Source organism: Microvirga mediterraneensis, assembly GCF_013520865.1.
In the GTDB taxonomy this organism is placed as follows: Bacteria; Pseudomonadota; Alphaproteobacteria; order Rhizobiales; family Beijerinckiaceae; genus Microvirga; species Microvirga mediterraneensis.
In genome coordinates this window covers 2,292,344-2,314,982 of sequence record NZ_JACDXJ010000001.1, presented here as the reverse complement: position 1 = coordinate 2,314,982, position 22,639 = coordinate 2,292,344, and the positions used below count along the sequence as shown (strand labels likewise).

Below are 22,639 nucleotides of genomic sequence, written 5' to 3'. Positions count from 1 at the left end.
TCTTGGCTGGCGCATCGTTCGGGCGGAAAACCGGATCCACTTTTCCGCACGATGCGCTAGAGCTGTTTCCACGGACGTGGAACCACCTCTCCTCTTTGTTTGACCGCATTTTTTAACGTGAACCAGATCACTTCACCGGGACGTGCCCTGTTGAGCGGTCCTGGTCCCTGAACTCTTTGACGGTCCAATAAGAAAAACCCCGGTGTTGCCACCGGGGTTTTCCTATCCAATCAGGACAAGCCGATTAGAAGTCGCGCTGAACGCGGATACGGCCTTCCCAGATGTCGTTCTGGGAGTTGATCGGGTTCGGGCCACGCGGGTCGATGTTGGCGTAGAGAACCTCGACACCGAGATCCAGGCCAGCCACCGGCGACCAGATCACGTTCGTGCCAGCGCGCCACTCGGTGAAGTCAACACCGACGCCCAGGCCAGCCGGGAAGGCGAGCGGAGCAACGTTGTCATACTCGACGCGAGCCCACGAACCGAACACGTTCTGACGGATGGTCGGGGTCCAGTAGTGACGCAGACCACCGGCGATCGACCAGCCCTGACCGGTGTGGATGTCGCCATCCGTGCCGATGTAGGCGTCGACAACCGACTGGCTGAGCGTGCCAACCGTTGCGGTCGAACCGAAGCCGAGGTAGCCGAGAGCGCCGTCAGCATACGACACGGCAAGCCAAGCGGCATCGCCAGCGCCGAGAGCCGGCAGGTTCAGAGAGCCCTGGAACGAAACCGACCAGCCGAGCTCGCTGTCCGGATAGTCAAACACGCCAGGAGCATAGGCGACGAGGTTGTCGCTGCGCAGCTGGTGCAGAGCACCGGAGAGCTGAGCCGAACCCCAGGTGCCGGCGTACTTCAGGTTACCGACGAGGTCAGGCATCGTCTGACCAGCTTCGGCGAACACCGAGGTTCCGAACACGGAGGTGCCGGTGTAGCGGCCTTCTTCAGCCGAGATCGTGGCCGAGAAGCCGTTGCCGAACGAGAAGGTGTAGGCGAACAGGTTCACGTTCGGAGCGTCCGAGAAGCGGAGCGTGCCGAAGTGGCCGGTGGGCAGGTCGCTGTTGTCGTAGAACGACACGACGCGACCGGCGGTGAGGCCGCCGAACTGGATGAAGGCCTGGTCGACGTTAGGCGTCGTGGAGCTGAAGCCGTACACGCCGGTGTCGCGGGTCATCTCGAAGCGCACGAAGGTGCGGAGCAGACCGTAGGCGGTGGCGGTGCGGGCGTCGAGCTGGATACGGCCACGAGCGCGGAAGCCGATGGCGTCCTGAGCGCGGTCGAAGGGCTCGACATAGCGGAACTCGGCGCGAACACGGCCGCCGACGCGGAGGCAGGTTTCGGTGCCGGGGATGTAGAAGAAGCCTGCGCCGTAGGTGGAGCAGACGCGCACGTATTCAACAGCAGCGGCCTTCTTCGCGGGAAGATCGGCAGCTTGAGCTCCGGCAACAGCCGCGAGACCCGCGACCGATCCGAGGAAGAGGCTCTTAGCGAGCTTCATGGTTAAACCTCCAAAGTTTCGAGACCCTGGGGGGCCGGGTTTTTGTGCTTCGAGTGCTTCAACGAAGCCCTAAACACGTCCCTTTTCCCCTAGTACCCGGCGGCCCACCTTTTCGGTCGAACTCGCCGGTATCACGACTGGGGTGCCCCCGTCGCTGGAGCCACATTATCCATGACTGGACCGCAGGCAACCGAATGAAGGCGCAAAATGGGCAAGAGGCGGGGCTTTTCATGGGCATGTTGCACAAAGGCAACGTTTGAAGCCGACTTCTTTACCTGTCGTTAAGACCTGCGTCCCGAAATTCATAAAGCCTTAAGGACAAAGGGTTTGAAGCGCTTCAGCCTGCCATCCCGCGCCACCGCTGGAGGTCCTGATGCAACGCACGATAGCTCCGACCTGTGAATAACGCTCCTCACAATCTCGATAGCTCGCTCCGCCTTATTCCATGAAAAAGGCCGGGCGAACCCGGCCTCTCTCGAATCGTGAAGCGATATCAGACTACGCAACCTTCGGACCGATCACGCCCCGGCGGATCTGGTCCTCCTCGATCGATTCGAAGAGAGCCTTGAAATTGCCCTCGCCGAATCCGTCGTCACCCTTGCGCTGGATATACTCGAAGAAGATCGGCCCGATGGCCGTCTTGCCGAAGCGCTGGAGCAGGACTTTCGTGAAACCGCCCTCGACCACGCCCTCCCCGTCGATGAGAATCCCATTTCTCTTCAGACGGTCGAGAGGCTCCTCATGGCTCGGCAGGCGCTTGTCGACACGGGCGTAGTAGATGTCGTTCGGGGCCGGCATGAATTCGAGCCCGCCCTCGATGAGCGCCTCGATGGATTCGTAGAGATCGTGCGAGCCGAGGGCCACGTGCTGGATGCCTTCGCCCTTGTATTCCTGCAGGTACTCCTCGATCTGCCCGGTCTCGCCCGCATCCTCGTTGATCGGGATGCGGATCTTGCCGTCCGGGCTCGTCATGGCCCGGGAGTGCAGGCCCGTCAGCTTACCCTCGATGTCGAAGTAGCGGATCTGGCGGAAGTTGAAGAGGCGCTCGTAGAATCCCGCCCATTCGTTGAGCCGCCCGCGATAGACGTTGTGGGTCAGGTGATCGATGTAATAGAGGCCGACACCCTTCGGCTTCGGATCGGGCTCGCCCAGCCATTCGAAATCGACATCGTAGATCGAGCCCTTCGCGCCGTAGCGGTCGACGAAATAGATCTGCAATCCGCCAATTCCCTCGATGCCCGGGATCTCGAGCTCGTTGGGACCGATCTGCGTCTCGATCGGCTTGGCTCCCATGGAAAGCGCCCGGTCAAAGGCGTATTTCGCATCGGCCACGCGGAACGCCATGGCCGGAGCCGAGGGGCCGTGCTGCGCGGCGAAGCGCTCGGCGAAGGAGCCCGGCTGCGCGTTGACGATGAAGTTGATGTCGCCCTGGCGGTAAAGCATCACGTTCTTCGAACGGTGCCTGGCGACGAGGCTGAACCCCATCGTCTTGAAAAGTCGATCCAGGGCCTGCGGATCGGGATGGCAGAATTCCACGAATTCGAAGCCGTCCGTCCCCATGGGGTTCTCTTCGGAGATTGCGGCTGGCGGTGCATCGTGCGGGAACGGTCCCATGACTTTCCTCCTGTTATGCCTGTGCCGAGCGAGCGGCTGGCGGCTGTGAAGACAACGCACGCATCCGGATGCGGGTGCGATTTTCGTCAGGTCGCATCGGGCTGGTTGGCCGGCGCGGCATCCTGAAAGGCTTTGTGCGCGGCGCAGGCCGCATCCACGGCGACGATCTTGGGAAAAGCGTCGAGCGGGATGTCGAAGCGTCGGGCATTGGCGACCTGCGGCACGAGATAGATGTCGGCCAGGGTGATCCTGGAACCGAAGGCGTAAGGACCGGGTCCGAGCAGGGCTTCGATGGCCTCGAACCCCTCGCGCACCCAATGGGCGTACCATTCGTCGGCCGCCGCCTTGTCGTGCCCGAGCCGATTCTTGAGATAGGCCAGCGTCCCGGAATTGTTGAGCGGATGGATATCGCAGGCGATCAGGCTGGCGATGGCCCTCACCTTGGCTCGCGTCACCGCGCCGACCGGCAGCAGCGGCGGCTCGGGATAGACCTCGTCGAGGTATTCGAGGATGGCGGGGGACTGGATCAGCGTCGTGGCGCCGATATCCAGGGACGGTACGCGCTTCTGCGGATTGACGGCCCTGTAGGCCTCTTCGCGCTGCTCCCCCTTCAACAGATTGATCGGCACGGATTCGTACGTCACGCCCTTCAGGTTGAGGGCGATCCTGACCCGATAGGCGGCCGAGGAGCGGAAATAGGTATAGAGCTTCACGCGTCATCCTCCTCGACGTTCCGGGGCGCCAGCAAACGGGCCTGCCCGGTGAGCTTGTCGATCAGGGCGGTCAACGCCTTCTGCTCCTGCGGCGTCAGGACGGACAGGAGGCGCTCCTCGACGGCCAGGGCTTCGGGCGCGACGGCCTCGTAGATCGCCCGCCCTGCCGGGGTCAGAGCCAGCCATTCCTCACGGCGATCGTCGAGATTGGGGCGGCGGACGACGAGGCCGCGCTTCTCGAGCGCCGAGACGGCCCGTGAAACCGTGGATTTGTGCATGACGCCGTCGGGGGCCATGTCCCGCGCGGTGCGGAGCTCATATTGCCCGAGGGTGACGATGATCCGCCAGGCCGGGATCGAGAGGCCGAAACGCTCGGCGTAGATCTGGGCCAGCGCGCTCGACGTCAGGCCCGCCAGGACGTTGAGCCTGTACGGCAGGAACTCCTCCAGGACCACCAGAGGCTCGGATTCCGGCTTCTTCGCTGCAGATCCAGTTGCCATCACCACGCCGATCGTTGCACGAGCAACTGATAGCACAATTCGTTGCACGAGCAACCAGATTTTATGCCGTATAGTACGTCGACAAAAACGAACGGCGCGGCCGGATTGCCCGACCGCGCCGTCGTTAGAAGGTTAAATTGTAAGGCTTTACCGCCTTTTACGCCCGTCCGCGGGTGCGGATCATGAAGGTGTCGAAGGCATATTCGTTGAGCTGCCACCAGGGCAGGACATCGTTGCGGTAAGCCACCATGGAATCGTAGGCCTTCTTGAAGTCCGCGTTCTTGGCCGAAAGCTCGCCATAGAGCTCATTGGCCGCCTTGAGGGAGGCCTCCATGATGGCCGGAGAGAAAGTGCGCAGCTCAGCGCCGGCGCCGACCATGCGGCGCAGGGCCTGGCCGTTGACGGCGTCGTACTTGGCCAGCATCCAGTTGTTGGCGGCTTCCGTCGCCTGGCTCATGATGGCCTGGTAGTTCTTCGGCAGCTCGTTCCACTTCTCCTGGTTGACCACCAGGTGAAGCATGGCGCCGCCCTCCCACCAGCCGGGAGCGTAGTAGTATTTCGCGACTTTCAGGAAGCCGAGCTTCTCGTCGTCGTAGGGACCGACGAACTCGGCCGCATCGAGGGTGCCGCGCTCCAGGGCCGGATAGACGTCGCCGGGGGCGATCTGCTGCGGCACGACGCCGAGCTTGGCCAGGACCTGTCCGCCGAGACCGCCGATGCGGAACTTGAGGCCCTTCAGGTCGTCGACCGTGTTGATCTCCTTGCGGAAGAAGCCGCCCATCTGGGCGCCGGAATTGCCGCAGACGAGGGAGGTGCAGTTATACTTGCCCATCACCTCGTTGATGATCTCCTTGCCGCCGGCGAAGTGCCACCAGGAATGGAGCTGGCGGGCGTTGAGGCTGAAGGGCAGGCCCGTGCCCATGCCGAGCGCCGGCTCCTTGCCGATGTAGTAGTAGAGCGGGGTATGGGCGCATTCGACCGAGCCGTTCTGCACCGCGTCCATGGCCTGCAGGCCGCCCACGATCTCGCCCGGGGCGAAGACCTGGATCTGGAACTTGTTGTCGGTGGCCTCGGCCATGTACTTGGCGAAGGTCTGGGCGGTGCCGAAGATCGTGTCCAGGGATTTCGGGAAGCTCGAGGTCAGACGCCAGCGGATCTCGGGCGCCGACTGCGCGATGGCCGGAGCCGCCACCGTTCCGGCTGCCGCCGCGAGCCCTGCTCCCTTCAGAAAGTTTCTTCTCTTCATCGTCGTCATTGGCGTTTCCCCGGAGAGCATTCTGTTGCAAGTTGAATGGACCATAACAACCCGGTCGGTGGCAATGAAGCTCTCCTCCCTCAACCAAGGCCGTGACGGCCGCCTCGTCATCGTGTCGAAAGACCTGACCCGCGCGACGGATGCTTTTTTCATTGTTCCGACGCTTCAGCAAGCCTTGGATAATTGGGAAAAAGTAGAGCCCCGGCTCCGTGATCTCGCCGAACAGCTGGAGCACGGCTCGGTGCCCGCCTTCCGCTTTCACGAGCACGATTGCGCGTCGCCCCTGCCCCGCGCTTATCAATGGGCGGACGGCTCGGCCTACGTGAACCATGTGGAGCTGGTGCGGAAGGCGCGCGGCGCCGAGATGCCGGCCTCGTTCTGGACCGACCCGCTCATGTACCAGGGCGGGTCGGATTCCTTCCTCGGGCCGCGCGATCCGATTCCCGCGATGGACGAAGCGCATGGGATCGACTTCGAGGCCGAGGTCGCGGTGATCACAGACGACGTGCCCATGGGGGCCACGCGGGACGAGGCCGCGGCCGCCATCCGCCTCGTGGTCCTTGTCAACGACGTGTCCCTGAGAAACCTCATCCCCGGCGAACTGGCCAAGGGCTTCGGCTTCTTCCAGGCCAAGCCTTCCTCCACCCTGTCTCCGGTCGCCGTGACGCCCGACGAGCTGGGCGACGCCTGGGACGGCGGCAAGCTTCACCTGCCCCTGCTCAGCCACCTCAACGGCAAGCCCTTCGGCAAGCCCAACGCGGGAATCGACATGACCTTCGACTTCCCGACCCTGATCGCCCACGCGGCCAAGACCCGGCCGCTCGGCGCCGGCACGATCATCGGCTCAGGTACGGTCTCCAACAAGGATGAGACCGGCGGGCCCGGCAAGCCCATCGACCAGGGCGGCCTCGGCTATTCCTGCCTGGCGGAACTGCGCACCGTGGAGACCATCCTCCAGGGCGAGGCCAGGACGCCGTTCATGCGCTTCGGCGACATGGTCCGCATCGAGATGAAGGACCGGCATGGGCATTCGATCTTCGGCGCCATCGAGCAGACGGTCGAGGCGTATCGGAAAGAAGGCTGATGCTTCGCATCGACCATGTGCAGCTTGCAATTCCGAAAGGATCTGAAGATCTATGCAGGCTGTTCTATGTCGATCTGCTCGGAATGACGGAGATCCCGAAGCCCGAGACGCTTGCCGGGCGCGGTGGCCTTTGGCTGCAAAGCGGCGAGATCCAACTCCATCTCGGCGTCGAGGACGATTTTCGCCCAGCCCGGAAAGCGCATCCGGCTTTCGCCGTTGCGGAGATCGACCAATACTCCATCCGCTTCATGAAGAACGGCTTCACGCCCGTCTGGGATGACGCCATCCCGGGTATCCGGCGGTTCTACGTATCGGATCCGGTCGGAAACCGGATCGAGTTCATCGGGAGAACCATCCCATGAGTCATGGGCAAACCCTGGCGCCGCTCTACCTCCATGCTGTCGGCAAAGCATGGAGCGGCCCATGGATGACCATGTCTACAAGATCGTCGAGCTCGTCGGCTCATCCGAAACCAGCATCGAGGACGCCATCCAGACGGCGATCCGGCGCGCGAGCCAGACCTTGAGGAACCTGCGCTGGTTCGAGGTCGTCCAGACCCGTGGTCATGTGAAGGACGGCGAGGTGCGCCATTACCAGGTGGTGCTCAAGGCCGGGTTTACGCTGGAGGCGGGCGAATAGAGCGTTTCTCGTCGGCAATGTGCCGGTGTACGCGATGGGGAAGCACCCTCAGTGTCATTCCCGGCCGGAGCGCAGCGAAGGGGAAGGGAATCCATCGCTGAGCGGGTCATCGTGGATCCCCTTCCCTCGCTTCGCTCGCCGGGGATGACAGCGAAGCGCCTCACCATATCGGGATGGCCGGCACAAGGCCGGCCATGACGTGGCGGATCTCGGATTACGTCATTACCGGCTGGCTCGCAGCACGGGGCAGGCAATTTCTCACGCGGCGATCTGGGACAGTCTCGCCTGCTGCCGTCCGCGCATGATGAAGTCGAGCAGCGCCACGTCGACATGGCCCGCCTCGTCGAGGATGGCATAGGCGATGTTCATGGCGTTTGGGGACGGACCGCTGATCTCCAGCAGGGTCGCGAGCCAGAACGCATCGTCGTTGCTGACCACACCGTGGGGCGCCCGGCTCCAGACCACGAAATCGACCACGAGTTTGGTCAGGGCCGCGCCCCAGCTCTCCGCGGCATCGACGATCCGGTCGAGCGCCAGCAGGGATTCGACCTCGATCCGGCTCGTGATGCCGCTTTCCAGGATCTCGCCCTGAAGCATCGTCACGTCATCGTCCGAAACATGCCTGGTCTCGGAGATCCTGTCGATGAAATCGCGAAGTTGATCCTTCATCATCCCTTTGACTCCCGCCGGCTTTTCTTTGGCTCACTGCCGGTTCATCGCTTGTCCGAGGATGAGTCTCACATGGATGACGGGCCGAAACCGTTAACGCGACATGCTGAATCGCCGTTGAGGTTAAGCGTTGTTGAGAGACTTTGGTTGCCGGAATCTTGCCGATCCGGATTTCCGAGCAATCACGCGGATTTGTCCATGGGCGCCATGAGCCTTGCAATCCCGCAAGGTCGCCCTTTCCGCACTTCAGCGGCCGTCGGTGATACCTATGTTCTCGACAACGCAGCGCAATCCGCGCTTGCCCGTTAAGGAATAGTCCCATGCGGCACCACGGTATTCATCACGTCACCGCCATTGCCGGCCCGGCCCGTCGCAACCTCGACTTCTATACCCGCGTGCTCGGCCTGCGCTTGGTGAAGAAGACCGTCAACTTCGACGATCCCGGCACGTATCACCTCTATTTCGGCGATGCGTCAGGGCAGCCCGGCTCGATCCTGACCTTCTTCCCGTGGGAGCATGTGGCACCCGGGCGCAACGGCATCGGCTCGACCCAGGAAACCTCCTTCCGGGTTCCCGAAGCATCCCTCGGCTTCTGGGCGCACCGCTTCATCGAGCAGGGCGTCGAGCACGGCACGGTGGAGAAGCGGCTCGGTCAGAGCGTGCTGACCTTCAAGGATCCGCACGGTACGAGCCTTGCGCTCGTCGGAACGCCGAACGCGGAGAGCGAGCCCGCCTGGAATGTCGACGGCATCCCGGCGGAGCATGCCATCCGCGGCCTGGAAGGCGTCACGCTGCTCGTCGAGAACGGCGAGCGGACCGGGGCCATCCTGACCGATGTGTTCGGCTTCCGCGAGACGGCCCGTGAGGGCTCCCTCGTGCGCTACGAGACGGATGCCCTGATGGGCGGCACGGTCGACATCCGCAGTGCCGGCGGCTTCCTGCCGGGCCGGATGGGCGGCGGTTCCGTCCACCACGTGGCGTTCCGCGCCAAGGACGATGCCGAGGAGGCCGAGATGGTCAAGAAGCTCGCCGAGAACCACGGCCTGCACACCACGGAGCAGAAGGACCGCAACTACTTCCGGTCCGTCTACTTCCGCGAGCCGGGCGGCATCCTGTTCGAGATCGCCACCGACGAGCCCGGCTTCGCCGTGGACGAGCCGCAGGACAGCCTCGGCGCGACCCTGAAGCTCCCGGCCTTCCTGGAGCCCCGGCGCGGCGACATCGAGGCCCATCTGCCGGAACTGGCATAAGCCGGCCCAACCTTCTTCCCTCCCCCTTGCGGGGAGGGATCGAGGGTGGGGTCGAAAAGTCGAAGCGTCGGCCAGTTCCGCCGATGCCCCCCTACAACGTCATCACCGGCCTTGTGCCGGTCACCCCGATCGGAAGAGTGCGGCGCTTAAAGCAGTCGGGATGGCCGGCACAAGGCCGGCCATGACATCGAGGGCTCACCCATTCACGCACCTCTCAAGGGACGAAAGGAGCGCTTTGCGCCCCTATCCCACGGAAAGAGAAATCCCATGACCGAACTGTCCTTCATCCACCGCTTCGAGCCCGCCTCGGATCCGAGCCGTCCGCCGCTGCTGCTGCTTCACGGCACCGGCGGCGACGAGAACGATCTGCTCGGGCTCGGCCGCACGATCTCCCCGGGCTCGGCCCTGCTCTCCCCGCGCGGCAAGATCCTTGAGAACGGCATGCCCCGCTTCTTCCGCCGTCTCGCGGAAGGCGTGTTCGACGAGGCGGACGTCAAGTTCCGTGCGAACGAGCTCGCGGATTTCGTCGCCGAGGCCCGCAAGGCCTACGGCCTCAAGGCTCCCGTCGCGGTGGGCTTCTCCAACGGCGCCAACATCGCCGCCGCCATGCTGATGCTGCGTCCGGAATCTCTGTCCGGCGCGGCGCTGCTGCGTGCCATGGTGCCGCTCTCCGAGACGCCGAAGGTGGACCTCGCGGGCAAGCGCGTGCTGATGACGTCAGGTGCCCTCGACCCGATCATCCCGGCCGACAACGCGAAGCGCCTCGCCGCATCGCTGAGGGAAGCGGGCGCGGAGGTTCAGCACCATATGCTGCCCACCGGGCACAACCTGTCGCAGACGGACCTTCAGCTGCTGGTGAAGTGGTTTGCCGAGCAGGGCCGGTGAGCCGTTTTCGGCACTCCCCACGTCATCACCGGCCTCGTGCCGGTGATCTCGCTTCTGAAGAGCGCAGCGCCTTTCAGTATCGGGATGGCCGGGACAAGCCCGGCCATGACGTGTGAGGGCGTCATCCCCACACATCCACGCCTTAAGCGACGCTCAACGTCCCCGTCTCGAAGAACCGCTCCATCACCTGTTCCGCGGGCCCGATGTCGATGCCCCGGCTCTTGAGCCAGGCATCGTCGAAATGCGTGCTGCGGTAACGCTCGCCTGAATCGCACAGCAGCGTCACGACGGAGCCCCGCTCCCCGTTCTGCACCATCTCGCCGATGATCTGCGCAACCGCCCAGAGATTGGTGCCTGTGGAACCGCCGCAGGAGCGGCCGATGCGGCGCGACAGGACCCGCGCGGCCGCGATGCTCGCCGCATCCGGCACGGCGAAGGCACGGTCGATGAGTTCCGGCACGAAGGACGGTTCGCAACGCGGGCGACCGATGCCTTCGATCAGGGAGGGCGGCTCCGACACGGTGCAGACGGCGCGATCCGCGAGATGCCGGTGGAACACGGAGGCTTCCGGATCGGCGAGACACAGCTTCGTCGGCAGGCGGCGGTAGCGGATGTAGCGCCCGAGCGTCGCCGAAGTGCCCCCGGTTCCCGCTCCGACCACGATCCAGCTCGGCACCGGATGCTCCTCGTGGGACATCTGGCTGAAGATGGATTCGGCGATGTTGTTGTTGCCGCGCCAGTCCGTCGCCCGCTCGGCATAGGTGAACTGGTCCATGTAATGGCCGCCGAGGTCCTCCGCGAGCCGCGCGCTCTCTGCGTACATTTCGGCGGGGCTGTCGACGAAGTGGCTCTCGCCGCCATAGAAGGCGATCTGCGCGATCTTCTCGGCGGACGTGGAGCGCGGCATCACGGCGATGAAGCGCAGGCCCAGCATCCGGGCGAAATAGGCTTCCGACACCGCCGTCGATCCGCTCGACGCCTCGATGATCGTCGTCTCCGGCCCGATCCAGCCGTTGCACAAACCGTAGAGAAACAGCGACCGCGCCAGCCGGTGCTTGAGGCTTCCCGAAGGATGGGTCGATTCATCCTTCAGGTACAGCTCGACGCCCGGCACCGCCGGCATTGGCACGCGCAGGAGATGCGTATCCGACGAGCGGTTGAAGTCCGCCTCGATGATCTGGATGGCGGTGGAGACCCAGGTGCGGGGACAATGCGTGTTCATGATCACAACGGAATGTTGTCGTGCTTCTTCCACGGGCGCTCGCTCTCCTTGTGACGGAGCATCGCGAGCGCGCGGGCGATCCGACGGCGCGTGGAATGCGGCATGATCACCTCGTCGATGTAGCCGCGCTCGGCGGCGACAAACGGCGACATGAAGCGGTCCTCGTATTCCTTGGTGCGAGCGGCGATCTTCTCCTCGTCGCCGATGTCGCCTCGGAAGATGATTTCCACGGCGCCCTTGGCGCCCATCACGGCGATCTGCGCGGTCGGCCAGGCATAGTTGACGTCGCCGCCGATATGTTTCGACGCCATCACGTCGTAGGCGCCGCCGAAGGCTTTTCGCGTGATGACGGTGACCAGCGGCACGGTGGCTTCCGAATAGGCGAAGAGCAGCTTGGCGCCGTGCTTGATCAGGCCGCCATATTCCTGCGCGGTGCCCGGCAGGAAGCCCGGCACGTCCTCGAAGGTGACGATCGGGATGTTGAACGCATCGCAGAAGCGCACGAAGCGCGCGGCCTTGCGCGAGGCGTCGGAATCGAGCACGCCCGCCAGCACCATCGGCTGGTTGGCCACGAAGCCGACCGTGCGGCCCTCGACGCGGCCGAAGCCGGTGATGATGTTCTTGGCGTAGGCTTCCTGGATCTCGAAGAAGTCGCCCTCGTCCACGACCTTCAGGATCAGCTCCTTCATGTCGTAGGGCTTGTTCGGATTGTCCGGGATCAGGGTGTCGAGGCTGTCGTCCACCCGGTTCGGATCGTCGAAGCTCGGGATCTCCGGCACGCCGTCCTGGTTGTTGGCGGGCAGGAAATCGATGAGGCGGCGCACCTGCAGCAGCGCCTCGACGTCGTTGTCGTAGGCGCCGTCGGCCACGGAAGACTTGGTGGTGTGCACCTTGGCGCCGCCGAGCTCTTCCGAGGTCACGGTCTCGTTGGTGACGGTCTTCACCACGTCGGGCCCGGTGACGAACATGTAGGAGCGGTCTCGCACCATGAAGATGAAGTCGGTCATGGCGGGCGAATAGACGTCGCCGCCCGCGCAGGGTCCCATGATCACCGAGATCTGCGGGATGACGCCCGAGGCGATCACGTTGCGCTTGAACACCTCGCCGTAGCCGCCGAGCGCCGCCACGCCCTCCTGGATGCGGGCGCCGCCCGCATCGAACAGGCCGACGATGGGGGCGCGCATCTTGAGCGCCATGTCCTGGATCTTGATGATCTTCTGGGCATGGGCCTCGGAGAGCGAGCCGCCGAAGACGGTGAAGTCCTTGGCGAAGACGAAGACCGTGCGGCCGTTGACCGTGCCCCAGCCGGTGACGACGCCGTCGCCCGGGATCTTGACCTTCTCCATGCCGAAATCGGTCGAGCGGTGCTCGACGAACATGTCGAACTCCTCGAACGAGCCCTTGTCGAGCAGGAGTTCGATGCGCTCCCGGGCGGTGAGCTTGCCCCGGCCGTGCTGCGCCGCGATGCGCGTCTCGCCGCCGCCCAGGCGCGCCTGGGCGCGCCGCTCTTCAAGCCGTTCAAGCATGTCTTTCATCGGGGATCCCTGGATGAAGGGGGAATGTTCCTCCCCGCTTAGCACAGCCGCGCAGCGCTCAAAATCCCACTATGGATGTGTGCTCCACAGCACTTTACGGCCAAGGCTCCAGGCGCTAGGGAGTGAAACGAAATACTATTTCTACGGAGCCTCCCATGAAGACCCTCAAGACTTCTGCCGTCCTCGCGACCGTCCTCTCCCTCACGGCCGCCGGCTGCGCCAGCCGGTCGGAGGATGTGGCCGCCGCTTATGTCTCCCCCATGGCCTATTCCAGCTACAGCTGCCGTGATCTGAGCGTGGAGGCCCAGCGGGTCAGCGCCGCCGCCGCGGCCGCGGCCGGCGCCCAGGATTCGTCGCGCACCAAGGACGTGGTGGCCACCACCGCCGCCGTCGTCATCTTCTGGCCGGCTGCCTTCTTCGTGGGCGGCAACGGAGCCCAGACGGCCGAGCTCGCCCGGCTGAAGGGGCAGATGCAGGCCGTCGAGGAGGCCTCGATCCAGAAGCGCTGCGGCATCACCTTCCGCCGCTCGTAAGATCTCCTAAGACGCAAAGGCCGCTGGGCTTCCCACCCGGCGGCCTTTTGACGTCACGCTCCCGCCAGTCTGTAGACCATCGAAGCCGCCCTGAAATCCGCCTCCCGGCGACGGCGGCGTTCCATGGCTTCGTAATCCTCCCCCCAGACGCTTTCCTGGTAGAGTTCGTCCACATGGGCGGCGGCCCAGGCCCGGTCCACGTCCATCTGCTCCGCCGCATGAGCGAGCGCGATCAGAACCGAGCCGGACAGGGTGGTCATCACGTGCAGCGCGGCGAGCGCGAAGGGAGACCCGATCCCCTCAATGGCGCCCCGGATGGCGGCGATCGCCTCGTCCGGCTGGGTAACATGCATGACGCCTTCGCCCAGGGCGAAACGGGCGCCATGGATGTCCCTGGCCCAGTCGAGAACCGGGCTCCAGGCCTCGTCCTGGGACTTCGCCAGGCGCTCGGGCTCGCCGGCCCGGTAATAGACCAGGTCGGACCCGGCATAGCGGACGAGGTCGTCCACGACCTCCGCCTGCCGGGGCGAGACGCCGTCGATAGCGGAATTGACGATGCGGGTGATCGGCATGGTCGAGGGATCGATCTCGCCCCCCTGCCCCTGCCATTCCTCGGCCAGGGCCTCGGCCAGGGCGCGCGACGGCACGGCGAGCGCCTGCTTGCCGGGCGTCTTGGCGGTGCGCCCGTCCAGGGTCAGGTGGAACAAGCCCTCCCGCTCCTCGACGCCCGCATCCTTGTAGAAACGCTTCGGCAGCGTCGGCTTCATGCCGGCCTGGGCCGCGCGCATGGGGTTGGGTTCCTCTTCGGACGGGAACCAGTCGCGTGAATCTGTCATGGTCATAAAATGGGGTTTCAGGCGGAGATCTTCGAGGGTTCGGTCAGGAATTCCCGCAGCACCGTCTCTAGCTCCGCATAGGAATGGACGATGGGCCCGGCCCCGGCCTCGGTCAGGGCCGCGACGGGCTGGAAGCCCCAGGACACGCCGACCGGCAGCACCCCGGCGGCGCGGGCCATGCCCATGTCGAAGCTCGAATCGCCGACCATGACCGTATCGCGGGGGTGTGTCCCGGTCTCCCGCATGGCCTGCAGGATCATGCCCGGATGGGGTTTGGAGGGAGCATCGTCGGCCGTCTGGATCACCGAGAAGACATCGTGCCAGCCATGCCGTTCGAGCAGGTGGGCGACGCCGCGGCGGGACTTGCCCGTCGCGATCCCCAGCACTGCGTCCTCGCGGTCACGGAGCCATTCCAGGCAGCGTTCCACACCGGGAAAGAGCGGCTCCGCATTCGCCGGATCCTGGCGCAGGCTGTGGAAGGAATCCTTGTAGGCCTCGACCAGTCCCGCGATAGGCCCTTTGGGACCCACAAGGACCGTGAAAGCCTCCGCCAGGGACAGACCGACGATGGAGAGCGAGCGCTCCCGGCTCGGCGGCTCCAGCCCATGGGCGGCGAAGGCCATCCGTTGGGCGGCCACGATGATGTTCTGGCTGTCGACCAGGGTGCCGTCGACATCGAAGAGAACGAGCTTCAAAGGTCTTTCCCGCTCAAAGGCCGAGCCGACAATTCAGCTCTGCGGTTTGTCGGCGTGGCAGAATTGGGGTGTGTTGATGTTCCAGTTGCCGCACTTGTCGCAGGCCGTGGCGAGCAGGCCGAGAGCGATGACGGCAGTGACGCGGATGATGCGCTTCATGATGGGAGCCCCCTAGAGATGTTTCCACTTGCGTGGAATCACCTCTCTTCTTTGCAGTGCCGCATTTTTTGGCCGTGAAACGGATCCGCTTCACCGAAAAATGCTCCAGGCGGCCGGCACCTTATTCAATTATCCCGGCCGCTGCCAGAAGGCGATGCCGGGAAACAATCGGCTGCGCTCCGGTTTTTTACCCCAGCCGTTCTATATTATCGCGCTGACCATGCGTAACATAAGGTTCATACCGACAATGGGCCAAGAAGAGTAGATGGTAACCACCGAGCCCATGGATCCCGGCGCTCTGCTGCACAGGCTCGCGGAACTGGAGCGCGAGAATCGCGAGCTTCGGTCCCGGCTGCAGGCGCAGGAAGCGACACCGGCGGAGGCTCGTCCCGGTTCGGCGGGCGGCGCCCAGGCGGATGACAGCGAAGGGCCGTCCCATGTCAGCGAGAGGAAGCTCCGGCAGATCGCGGATCATCTGCCGGCCCTCGTGGCCTATGTGGACAGGGATCAGCGCTACCGCTTCAACAACCGCGCCTACGAGACATGGATCGGACGCACGCCGGAAAGTCTGTATGGCCTGCATCTCTGGGACGCGGTCGGCACACCGGCCTACGAGCGGACGAAATCCTATATCGAGGCCGTCCTCGCCGGACAACGGACGGCCCATGAATGGTGGGCGCCCTTTCGCACGGGCATGCGCTACGTCAGATCGGAATACATCCCCGACCGCGCCGAGGACGGCCGCATCGTGGGGTTTTACGTCCTTGCGTCGGACCTCACCGAAACCAAGCAGTCACAGGCAGCCCTGGCGGAAAGCGAGGTGCGCCTGCGCCTTGCCATCGATGCCGGGCGCATGGCCGTCTGGGAGATCGAGACCGCCACGGACAAGGTGAGCGCCTCGCCGGAGCTGAACCGGCTGCTCGGGCTCCCTCCGGACATCACCCTATCCACTGAAGACATCAGGGCTCGCTACTATCCTGGCGAACATGAGCGTCTTCGAGCCGTAGCCCGGGAGGCCCTCTCTCGGGGAGATCGCCATGTGGAGACCGAGCTGCGGGTCGTCTGGCCGGACGGTTCCCTGCACTGGCTGCTGCTGCGCGCGGAGCTTCAGGACGTGGTGAACGGCATCCCGGCGCGGACCTTGGGCGTGGCGCTCGACATCACGGACATGAAGAAGGCCGAGGAGCATCAGCAGCTTCTCATCAACGAGCTCAATCATCGCGTGAAGAACACCCTGGCGACCGTCCAGTCCATCGCGTCCCAGAGCCTGCGCAATGCCGTTACGGCAAGTGAGGCGCGCGACGCGGTCGAAGGGCGCCTGTTCGCTCTCTCCCGTGCCCACGACGTGCTGACCCGCGAAAGCTGGGACGGGGCCGATCTGCGCGAGGTTGTCCGGGAAGCCATTGCGCCCTTTCAGGACGACGGGCATGGCCGCTTCGATCTCCGCGGCCCCGACATGCGCCTGCCGCCCCGGATCGCTCTCGCGATCGCCATGGCGATCCAGGAACTCGGCACCAATGCGGTCAAGTACGGCGCCCTGTCCAACGAGAAGGGACGCATCGGGATCGAGTGGGTGATGATGAGGACGGCCGGCGCGCCCGGTTTGGAGCTGGTCTGGACGGAGACGGACGGCCCACCGGTCGTCGAGCCGAGCCGCCGGGGCTTCGGCACCCGGCTGATCGAGCGCAGCCTTGCCCAGGAGCTTCACGGCGACGTCACCATCGCGTTCGCGCCGAAAGGCGTCGTCTGCACGGTCCACGCCTTGCTGAACGATGGCGAAGGCGACGCGAACCGGGAAGCGGCTCGCGCCTGAACCGGCCGCCGTTCAGGCCGCCAGTCTTGCCTCCTGTCGCGCGACGATGGCGCGGACTTCGTCGCCCTCGATCGTCTCATGCTCCAGCAGCGCCTCTGTCAGGGCATCGAGCGCATCCCGGTTGTCCTCGATGCAGGTCTTGGCGGCCGCGTACATCTCGTCGATGATGCGGCGGATTTCCTGCTCGACCTCGCGCGGAAGACTGTCGCCGGAGCGGGCCACCCGGACCATGCCGATGGCAGGGCTCATGCCCCATTCCGTGACCATCTTGGTCACGATGTTGGTCGCATGGGCGATGTCGCTGGCGGCGCCGGTCGTGACCTTCTTGGCTCCGAACACGATCTCCTCGGCCGCGCGACCGCCCATGGCGACGATCAGGTCCGCCTCGAGCTTCTCGACCGGGATGCAGAACCGGTCGTGCTCGGGCAGCCGCATCACGAGGCCGAGCGCCTGGCCGTGCGGGATGATGGTGGCGCTGTGCACCTTGTCGGAGGCAGGCAGCAGGCAGGCGCAAAGGGCATGACCCGCCTCGTGGACGGCCACCAGCCTGCGCTCCTCGTCCGAGATGACGAGGGTGCGCCGCTCGAGCCCCATGATGATCTTGTTGCGGGCGGCTTCCAGGTGGTCGCGCGTGACCTCCTCGAGGCCCTCGCGCGCCGCGAAGATCGCAGCCTCGTTCAAGAGGTTGCCGAGATCTGCGCCCGAGAAGCCAGGGGTGCCCTTGGCGATGGACGCGAGGCTCACGCCCTCCGCGAGCTTCACGTTGCGGGCGTGGACGTTGAGGATCGCCTCGCGGCCGGTGATGTCGGGCAGGCCGATATGGACCTGGCGGTCGAAGCGGCCGGGGCGCAGGAGCGCCGGATCGAGCACGTCGACGCGGTTCGTCGCGCCGATGACGATCACCCCGGCGGTGGTGTTGAAGCCGTCCATCTCGACGAGGAGCTGGTTCAGGGTGGCCTCGAACTCCCGGTCGGCGGCCGATCCGCCGCCGCCGCGCTTGCGTCCGATGGCGTCGATCTCGTCGATGAAGATCAGGCAGGGCGCCTTCTTGCGCGCCTGCTCGAACAGCTTGGACACGCGGCCCTTGGCGATGCCGATCAGGGGCGCGGAGAAGTCGCTGCCGGACACGGCCATGAAGGACACCCCGGCCTCCCCGGCCAGCGCCTTGGCGATCAGGGTCTTGCCCGTACCGGGCGGCCCGACCATCAGGAGGCCACGGGGAATGCGGGCTCCCACTTTGGTGAAAGCCTCGGAATCGCGCAGGAACGCGATGACCTCCTGCAGCTCGCCCTTGGCCTCTTCCTGGCCGGCGACATCGTCGAACCGGTTGGGGAGGCTGCGGATGACCCGGGGCCACCGGGAGGTCGGCTTGAAGTCGGTCTGGATCGCCAGCATGACGAGGACCGCCGCGACGAGCACGAGCGGCACCAGGATGCTCGCCACATGGGCGGCATCGAAGCCGGGCTTCTTGAAATCCACCTCGGCGCCGGCCGCCGTGATCCGCTCGATGTAGTCCGCGCTCACGAGGCCGTTGGGCATGCGCACGAAGACGTCCCGGTCGGTCATGGTGACGGACAGCCCGCCGCTCTCGATCAGGACCTTCTGAACCTTCTTGTTGGCCAGGTCCCGCGTGAAGTCGGAATAGGTGATTTCGGCGGCGGGTTCGGCCAGCAGACGCGGGCCGATGAACGCGGCCGCCGCGGCGATCAGGATGAGGATGGCGGCTGAGACAGCCACGCTTTTCTTGCCCAGAACCCTTCTGGCTTTTTCGAGAACGTTGGTCACGGCGGCGCCCCCATAGCGCGATGTATGTTTTTTGGAGGTGCCGCTGTTTAGTCGATTTTGACGCAGATCGCAGTACGGCGAATAGGCACACCCACCGAACGGAGGGGGCGCGTCACGCGAGAAGGTCGCCGTATTCCTTGTGACGGCGGATCCAGGCGCGGGCATAGCCGCACAGGGGCGTGATGGTCCGCCCCTCCGAGCGGGCAATCTCGGCCACGCCACGCATCAGCTCGCCCGCCGCTCCCGTCCCGCGCAGGGGAATGGCCGCTTCCACGTGCCGGATCACGAGTTCGGACCCGCGCCGGTCGTAATCGGCGAAGGCGATATACCCGTCCCGCTCAAGCTCGAAGCGCTGTCTCTCGGCGTTGTCGCGAACCATGCTGCTCATGCCTCAACTCGCGTTGCAGAACCTGTCGGAGACCAACGTGGTCTGGAGGGGCACGTTCCGCCATGGGGATCGTGGATGGAGAAGGGTCACACCGGCCACGTCATGGCCTCCCCGGACTTGATCCGGGGACCAGTGCCGGCCATCCCGCTTTCGTGAAACGCTGCGGTTTTCCGATCGAGATCACCGGCACGAGGCCGGTGATGACGTGAGAGGGTCCAATCGGGACGAGAAGCAATGCCCTCACCCGAGCCGTTGCTCGAGCCCTGCCTTCACGGCGGGCCATTCCTCCCGAAGGATGCTGTAGACTGCTGTGTCGCGGACATGGCCGTCCGGCATGATCATGTGTTGGCGCAGAATCCCGTCGAGCTTGGCGCCCAGGCGCTCGATGGCCGCGCGGGACTGATCGTTGCGGGCATGGGTGCGGATCTCGACCGCGAGACAGCCCAGGTTCTCGAAGGCGTGCCGCAGCATGAGGAATTTCGCATGGGTGTTGACGAAGGTCCGCTGCCATGACTTTGCGATCCAGGTGGTGCCGATCTCGACCCGGTGATTGACGGCATCGATGTTCATGTAGCGCGTCGAGCCGACGACCCGGTTGCCGTCGTTCACCACGGTGGCAAAAGGAAGGGCGAGGACGGCAGCCTGAAGGTTCAGGGCCTTGCGCACATAGGCCTCGAAGTCCTCCGGCCGGGGGACCGTCGTGGTTTTTTTCTCCCAAAGCTCGCCGTCGCTCGCGGCCACGCCCAGGGCCGGCACGTCGGCGAGGCTCAAGGGGCGCAGGGTCAGGCGGTCCGTGGAGAGGGTGACGGGCTCGATGTGCAGCATGGAGAAAGCCTCTGGGGTCCGCCGCTTTGTCCCCGATTCAGCAGCGGCCCGCAATGGCTAAGGCAATATGCCTCGATGTCATCACCTCCCCGGACTTGATCCGGGGACCTCGCCGAGAATAGCCCCTCGGTGTCATTCCCGGCCGGAGCGCAGCGAAGGGGAAGCGAATCCACGCTCAGGCGCAACGCCATGGATCCCCTTCCCGGTCCTGCGGACCGCCGGGGATGACAGCGGAGAGCCTCGGCCTACTGGTGTGACCGGCACAAGGCCGGCCATAACGGCGGAGGGTGTCATCCCCGCCGAAAAAAGCGTCGCTCCCAGGCTCGCTTCAGCTCAGCAGATAGACGAGGCCCGGCAGCGCCACCGCAAGTCCCGCCAGGACCCAGGCGCCGATGGCGGATTGCCAGGTCACGTTGCCGGTCGCGTTGCGCAATCTCTGAGCGCAGGTCGAGGCTTCCATCGAGTGTCCGCTCAAGCAGGAGCAAAGCACGTAATGGGCCTGGCCGTCGGACAGCCCGAAATACCGCATGGCATCGCCGAGCCGGTCGCTCGCCAGGCCGTCCGCGCGCAGGATCGGATCGTCATAGGCGACCGTGAGGGGCGAGTCGTCCTCGCGGACCAGGGCCCGCTCCGCCGGCGGCTTGTACTCGATTTCACCGAGGGAGTGCAGGCGGCGCGCCGGGTCCCGTTCGAGCAGGTCGATCCAACGCTGGAGCCGTTCCTCGCGAGACAGGGGTCTCGGCTGGACATCGGCGACGCTACGGAGCTGATCAAGAGGCTTGTGTTCCATCGATCTCCTCCTCTGACTCAAGACAGCCGAAAGGCCGATTGAGACACTAGATGCTGCGCGCCATGCGCGGCGAAAGTGCGACAGGGGAGAAGATCAAGGGAGGGGCGAAGGCTACTCTTCGGGAGCCTCGACGATGGGGTCGTAGCGGCTCGTATCGAGGCCCAGGAGATTGAAGCTCTGCTGCATGTGCGGCGGCAGCGGCGCGGTCACGTCGATCGGCTTTCCGGTCCTCGGATGAGCGATGACGATGCGGCGCGCGAGCAGATGCAGCTTGTTCTGGATGCCGCCGGGCAGCTCCCAGTTCTCGATGTCGAAATACTTCGGATCGCCCACAATGGGATGGCCGATATGGGCCGCATGGGCGCGCAGCTGGTGCGTGCGCCCGGTGACGGGCTTCAGCGACAGCCAGGCGAGCTTCTGCGCGGCCGTGTCGACCACCGCGTAATAGGTCAGGGCGTGGCTGGCGCCCTCGTCCCCGTGCTTGGCCACACGCATGCGGGAATCGCCCTCGTCGCCTTCCTTGGCGAGGTACGTCGAGACCCTGCCCTGCCGGACGCGCGGCACGCCGGCGACCAGCGCCCAATAGATCTTGCGCGTCGTGCGCGCCCGGAAGGACTTGGCCATGGTGGACGCGGCGAAGCGCGTCTTGGCGATGACGAGGCAGCCGGCGGTGTCCTTGTCGAGCCGGTGCACGAGGCGCGGCTTCTGCCCCTCGTCGTCCTTGAGCGCCTCGAGCAGGCCGTCCACGTGCCGCTTGGTGCCCGATCCGCCCTGGACGGCGAGCCCCATCGGCTTGTTGATGATGAGGACGTCCTTGTCCTCATAGAGCGTGATCGACTTCAGGAAGTCGCGGTCGTCCTGGTCCTTGGCCGCGTTACGGGAGACCGGACGCGGCTGGTCGAGCTTCAGCGGCGGCACGCGGACCTTCTGGCCGGCCAGGAGCCGGTCGTTCGGCTGTGCGCGCTTGCCGTCGATGCGCAGCTCGCCCTTGCGGACGATGCGCTGGATATGCGTGAAGGCGAGCTGCGGGAACCGGGCGACCAGGAAACGGTCGACGCGCATGTCTGCCTCGTCGGGCTCGACCACCAGGGTCTGCACGCCCGTCGCCAGGACCTCCTGGGCCTCCGCCCGGGCCTGAGCCCGCGTCGGCCCGCGCGGAGCCTCGGCAGCCGCGGGCCTTGCCTGCTTCGGCCGGGCAGCCGGCTTCTCGCGCAGGACCGATGCCGTCCGCGATTTGCCCGCAGCCGATTTCAAACCGCCCGGCTTCGCCGCCGATGACTTGGACGACGAAGACTTGGATGACGAAGACTTGGAGGACGCCTTGCGCGCCGGTTTATCGTCACGCGAGCGAAAGTCCGGCCGGGCGCCGGACCGCCCGCCACGACCGTTATTCTGTCCTGAACCGCTTTTTCTCATGGATCTGTGGGTATCAGAGCGCCGCCGAGGCGGCAATCGAGGTTTGGTGCATCGACCGCAAAAGCGGTCGCCGGCTTTGCGTGAAAAGATGCAATGAACCAGAAACTTAAAGCGCCGGGATTCGGTTCGACCTCACGTCCGAAGCTTACACCGCAATCGTCCGGGCAAGGCCCAGGCCGGCCGTCAATCCGACGATCGAGAGCAGAACCGACCCGGCCACGTAGGCCGCCGCGAGCCCGCCCTGCCCCCGCTCCCAGATCAGCACCGCATCGAGCGAGAATGCCGAGAACGTCGTGAACCCGCCGGGGATTCCGGTGGTGAGGAAGGGCCGCGGGGGTTGGCTCCATCCCTCGCCCGCCTTGAACGCGAGCCACCCGGCGATGGCTCCCATGAGAAACGAGCCGACCACGTTCACCGTCAGCGTTCCCCAGGGAAAGGCAGTGCCGCACAGGCGGGCGCAACCGAGATTGACCCCATGCCGGAGCGCGCCGCCGATCCCGGCACCGAGGAAGACGAGGAGGTAGGATTTCATAGG

The 22,639-nt window shown here is 65.1% G+C and carries 25 protein-coding genes; 8 read left to right on the top strand and 17 right to left on the bottom strand.

Annotated features, from left to right (window positions below):
• Positions 1-244: 244 nt before the first annotated feature.
• The 5 genes from H0S73_RS10870 to H0S73_RS10850 form a co-directional block, all read right to left on the bottom strand.
• Positions 245-1,498, bottom strand: a complete 1,254-nt coding sequence (locus H0S73_RS10870) for a porin (protein WP_181052168.1) — start codon at positions 1,496-1,498, stop codon at positions 245-247.
• 498 nt (positions 1,499-1,996) lie between these two features.
• Positions 1,997-3,112, bottom strand: a complete 1,116-nt coding sequence (hppD, locus tag H0S73_RS10865) for a 4-hydroxyphenylpyruvate dioxygenase (protein WP_181052167.1) — start codon at positions 3,110-3,112, stop codon at positions 1,997-1,999.
• A gap of 86 nt (positions 3,113-3,198) precedes the next feature.
• Positions 3,199-3,825 (bottom strand): maleylacetoacetate isomerase, encoded by a 627-nt coding sequence (gene maiA, locus H0S73_RS10860; protein WP_181052166.1) that lies wholly within the window; start codon positions 3,823-3,825, stop codon positions 3,199-3,201.
• The gene (locus tag H0S73_RS10855; protein ID WP_181052165.1) at positions 3,822-4,325 is read right to left on the bottom strand and encodes a MarR family winged helix-turn-helix transcriptional regulator; all 504 of its coding nucleotides are present in this window, start codon (positions 4,323-4,325) and stop codon (positions 3,822-3,824) included. Before H0S73_RS10855 ends, maiA begins: the two co-directional genes overlap by 4 nt.
• 157 nt (positions 4,326-4,482) lie before the next feature.
• Complete coding sequence (locus tag H0S73_RS10850) at positions 4,483-5,571, bottom strand: TRAP transporter substrate-binding protein (RefSeq protein ID WP_181054305.1); 1,089 nt, start codon at positions 5,569-5,571, stop codon at positions 4,483-4,485.
• 73 nt (positions 5,572-5,644) lie between these two features.
• On the opposite strand from H0S73_RS10850, the gene H0S73_RS10845 reads away from it, so the two are divergent.
• From H0S73_RS10845 to H0S73_RS10835, 3 genes are all read left to right on the top strand, one after another.
• Positions 5,645-6,664: a fumarylacetoacetate hydrolase family protein gene (locus H0S73_RS10845; protein ID WP_181052164.1), complete on the top strand. Its 1,020-nt coding sequence runs from the start codon at positions 5,645-5,647 to the stop codon at positions 6,662-6,664.
• Positions 6,664-7,026: a VOC family protein gene (locus tag H0S73_RS10840; protein ID WP_202049795.1), complete on the top strand. Its 363-nt coding sequence runs from the start codon at positions 6,664-6,666 to the stop codon at positions 7,024-7,026. The genes H0S73_RS10845 and H0S73_RS10840 overlap by 1 nt, the downstream gene beginning before the upstream one ends.
• Positions 7,027-7,087: 61 nt before the next feature.
• On the top strand, positions 7,088-7,303 hold the full coding sequence (locus H0S73_RS10835; protein ID WP_181052163.1) for a dodecin: 216 nt from the start codon (positions 7,088-7,090) through the stop codon (positions 7,301-7,303).
• A gap of 258 nt (positions 7,304-7,561) precedes the next feature.
• Here the strand turns inward: H0S73_RS10835 and H0S73_RS10830 are convergent, their stop codons facing one another.
• Positions 7,562-7,975, bottom strand: coding sequence for a hypothetical protein (locus H0S73_RS10830; RefSeq protein ID WP_181052162.1), 414 nt, complete (start codon positions 7,973-7,975; stop codon positions 7,562-7,564).
• A 317-nt stretch (positions 7,976-8,292) separates the two neighbouring features.
• Between H0S73_RS10830 and H0S73_RS10825 the strand changes: the two genes are divergently transcribed.
• Both H0S73_RS10825 and H0S73_RS10820 read left to right on the top strand, forming a co-directional pair.
• Positions 8,293-9,222 (top strand): ring-cleaving dioxygenase, encoded by a 930-nt coding sequence (locus H0S73_RS10825; RefSeq protein WP_181052161.1) that lies wholly within the window; start codon positions 8,293-8,295, stop codon positions 9,220-9,222.
• 267 nt (positions 9,223-9,489) lie between these two features.
• A complete protein-coding gene (locus H0S73_RS10820) occupies positions 9,490-10,107 on the top strand; it encodes an alpha/beta hydrolase (RefSeq protein ID WP_181052160.1) in 618 nt (205 codons plus the stop codon).
• A 142-nt stretch (positions 10,108-10,249) separates the two neighbouring features.
• Here the strand turns inward: H0S73_RS10820 and H0S73_RS10815 are convergent, their stop codons facing one another.
• Together H0S73_RS10815 and H0S73_RS10810 are read right to left on the bottom strand one after the other, a co-directional pair.
• On the bottom strand, positions 10,250-11,329 hold the full coding sequence (locus tag H0S73_RS10815; protein ID WP_181052159.1) for a PLP-dependent cysteine synthase family protein: 1,080 nt from the start codon (positions 11,327-11,329) through the stop codon (positions 10,250-10,252).
• Positions 11,330-11,331: 2 nt separating this feature from the next.
• Positions 11,332-12,864 carry an acyl-CoA carboxylase subunit beta gene (locus H0S73_RS10810; RefSeq protein ID WP_181052158.1) on the bottom strand — a complete coding sequence of 511 codons (1,533 nt, stop codon included), beginning with the start codon at positions 12,862-12,864 and terminating at the stop codon, positions 11,332-11,334.
• Between the two features lie 155 nt (positions 12,865-13,019).
• Between H0S73_RS10810 and H0S73_RS10805 the strand changes: the two genes are divergently transcribed.
• The gene (locus H0S73_RS10805) at positions 13,020-13,397 is read left to right on the top strand and encodes a hypothetical protein (RefSeq protein ID WP_181052157.1); all 378 of its coding nucleotides are present in this window, start codon (positions 13,020-13,022) and stop codon (positions 13,395-13,397) included.
• Between the two features lie 53 nt (positions 13,398-13,450).
• On the opposite strand, the gene H0S73_RS10800 is transcribed toward H0S73_RS10805, so the two are convergent.
• Genes H0S73_RS10800 through H0S73_RS26090 form a run of 3 tightly spaced genes read right to left on the bottom strand, consistent with a single transcriptional unit; the run spans position 13,451 to position 15,087 of the window.
• Positions 13,451-14,239, bottom strand: coding sequence for an ATP12 family chaperone protein (locus tag H0S73_RS10800; RefSeq protein WP_425488188.1), 789 nt, complete (start codon positions 14,237-14,239; stop codon positions 13,451-13,453).
• An 11-nt stretch (positions 14,240-14,250) separates the two neighbouring features.
• Positions 14,251-14,928, bottom strand: coding sequence for an HAD-IA family hydrolase (locus H0S73_RS10795; protein WP_181052155.1), 678 nt, complete (start codon positions 14,926-14,928; stop codon positions 14,251-14,253).
• Between the two features lie 33 nt (positions 14,929-14,961).
• The gene (locus H0S73_RS26090; RefSeq protein WP_262029944.1) at positions 14,962-15,087 is read right to left on the bottom strand and encodes a hypothetical protein; all 126 of its coding nucleotides are present in this window, start codon (positions 15,085-15,087) and stop codon (positions 14,962-14,964) included.
• 28 nt (positions 15,088-15,115) lie between these two features.
• Between H0S73_RS26090 and H0S73_RS10790 the strand changes: the two genes are divergently transcribed.
• Entirely contained in the window at positions 15,116-15,352 is a 237-nt protein-coding gene (locus H0S73_RS10790) for a hypothetical protein (protein WP_181052154.1), read from the top strand.
• Positions 15,353-16,900 carry a sensor histidine kinase gene (locus H0S73_RS10785; protein WP_181052153.1) on the top strand — a complete coding sequence of 516 codons (1,548 nt, stop codon included), beginning with the start codon at positions 15,353-15,355 and terminating at the stop codon, positions 16,898-16,900.
• A 12-nt stretch (positions 16,901-16,912) separates the two neighbouring features.
• Here H0S73_RS10785 and ftsH read toward each other — a convergent pair whose 3' ends face one another.
• From ftsH to crcB, 6 genes are all read right to left on the bottom strand, one after another.
• Positions 16,913-18,637, bottom strand: coding sequence for an ATP-dependent zinc metalloprotease FtsH (gene ftsH / locus H0S73_RS10780; RefSeq protein WP_343058317.1), 1,725 nt, complete (start codon positions 18,635-18,637; stop codon positions 16,913-16,915).
• Positions 18,638-18,797: 160 nt separating this feature from the next.
• Positions 18,798-19,073 carry a GNAT family N-acetyltransferase gene (locus H0S73_RS10775; protein WP_181052152.1) on the bottom strand — a complete coding sequence of 92 codons (276 nt, stop codon included), beginning with the start codon at positions 19,071-19,073 and terminating at the stop codon, positions 18,798-18,800.
• 240 nt (positions 19,074-19,313) lie between these two features.
• A complete protein-coding gene (locus H0S73_RS10770) occupies positions 19,314-19,898 on the bottom strand; it encodes a GNAT family N-acetyltransferase (protein ID WP_181052151.1) in 585 nt (194 codons plus the stop codon).
• A gap of 328 nt (positions 19,899-20,226) precedes the next feature.
• Entirely contained in the window at positions 20,227-20,688 is a 462-nt protein-coding gene (locus H0S73_RS10765; protein WP_181052150.1) for a hypothetical protein, read from the bottom strand.
• Between the two features lie 111 nt (positions 20,689-20,799).
• The gene (locus H0S73_RS10760) at positions 20,800-22,104 is read right to left on the bottom strand and encodes an RluA family pseudouridine synthase (RefSeq protein ID WP_181052149.1); all 1,305 of its coding nucleotides are present in this window, start codon (positions 22,102-22,104) and stop codon (positions 20,800-20,802) included.
• A 145-nt stretch (positions 22,105-22,249) separates the two neighbouring features.
• Positions 22,250-22,636 carry a fluoride efflux transporter CrcB gene (gene crcB / locus H0S73_RS10755; RefSeq protein ID WP_181052148.1) on the bottom strand — a complete coding sequence of 129 codons (387 nt, stop codon included), beginning with the start codon at positions 22,634-22,636 and terminating at the stop codon, positions 22,250-22,252.
• Between the last annotated feature and the right edge of the window lie 3 nt (positions 22,637-22,639).

Coding starts and splice junctions, on each gene's coding strand:
- H0S73_RS10820 (WP_181052160.1), top strand. CDS start 9,490: ATGACCGAACTGTCCTTCATCCACCGCTTCGAGCCCGCCTCGGATCCG.
- H0S73_RS10840 (WP_202049795.1), top strand. CDS start 6,664: ATGCTTCGCATCGACCATGTGCAGCTTGCAATTCCGAAAGGATCTGAA.
- H0S73_RS10810 (WP_181052158.1), bottom strand. CDS start 12,864: ATGAAAGACATGCTTGAACGGCTTGAAGAGCGGCGCGCCCAGGCGCGC.
- H0S73_RS26090 (WP_262029944.1), bottom strand. CDS start 15,087: ATGAAGCGCATCATCCGCGTCACTGCCGTCATCGCTCTCGGCCTGCTC.
- H0S73_RS10830 (WP_181052162.1), bottom strand. CDS start 7,975: ATGATGAAGGATCAACTTCGCGATTTCATCGACAGGATCTCCGAGACC.
- H0S73_RS10765 (WP_181052150.1), bottom strand. CDS start 20,688: ATGGAACACAAGCCTCTTGATCAGCTCCGTAGCGTCGCCGATGTCCAG.
- H0S73_RS10770 (WP_181052151.1), bottom strand. CDS start 19,898: ATGCTGCACATCGAGCCCGTCACCCTCTCCACGGACCGCCTGACCCTG.
- H0S73_RS10805 (WP_181052157.1), top strand. CDS start 13,020: ATGAAGACCCTCAAGACTTCTGCCGTCCTCGCGACCGTCCTCTCCCTC.
- H0S73_RS10815 (WP_181052159.1), bottom strand. CDS start 11,329: ATGAACACGCATTGTCCCCGCACCTGGGTCTCCACCGCCATCCAGATC.
- H0S73_RS10855 (WP_181052165.1), bottom strand. CDS start 4,325: ATGGCAACTGGATCTGCAGCGAAGAAGCCGGAATCCGAGCCTCTGGTG.
- H0S73_RS10760 (WP_181052149.1), bottom strand. CDS start 22,104: ATGAGAAAAAGCGGTTCAGGACAGAATAACGGTCGTGGCGGGCGGTCC.
- H0S73_RS10870 (WP_181052168.1), bottom strand. CDS start 1,498: ATGAAGCTCGCTAAGAGCCTCTTCCTCGGATCGGTCGCGGGTCTCGCG.
- H0S73_RS10785 (WP_181052153.1), top strand. CDS start 15,353: ATGGTAACCACCGAGCCCATGGATCCCGGCGCTCTGCTGCACAGGCTC.
- crcB (WP_181052148.1), bottom strand. CDS start 22,636: ATGAAATCCTACCTCCTCGTCTTCCTCGGTGCCGGGATCGGCGGCGCG.
- H0S73_RS10825 (WP_181052161.1), top strand. CDS start 8,293: ATGCGGCACCACGGTATTCATCACGTCACCGCCATTGCCGGCCCGGCC.
- H0S73_RS10845 (WP_181052164.1), top strand. CDS start 5,645: ATGAAGCTCTCCTCCCTCAACCAAGGCCGTGACGGCCGCCTCGTCATC.
- H0S73_RS10775 (WP_181052152.1), bottom strand. CDS start 19,073: ATGAGCAGCATGGTTCGCGACAACGCCGAGAGACAGCGCTTCGAGCTT.
- H0S73_RS10850 (WP_181054305.1), bottom strand. CDS start 5,571: ATGAAGAGAAGAAACTTTCTGAAGGGAGCAGGGCTCGCGGCGGCAGCC.
- H0S73_RS10835 (WP_181052163.1), top strand. CDS start 7,088: ATGGATGACCATGTCTACAAGATCGTCGAGCTCGTCGGCTCATCCGAA.
- H0S73_RS10800 (WP_425488188.1), bottom strand. CDS start 14,239: ATGACCATGACAGATTCACGCGACTGGTTCCCGTCCGAAGAGGAACCC.
- hppD (WP_181052167.1), bottom strand. CDS start 3,112: ATGGGACCGTTCCCGCACGATGCACCGCCAGCCGCAATCTCCGAAGAG.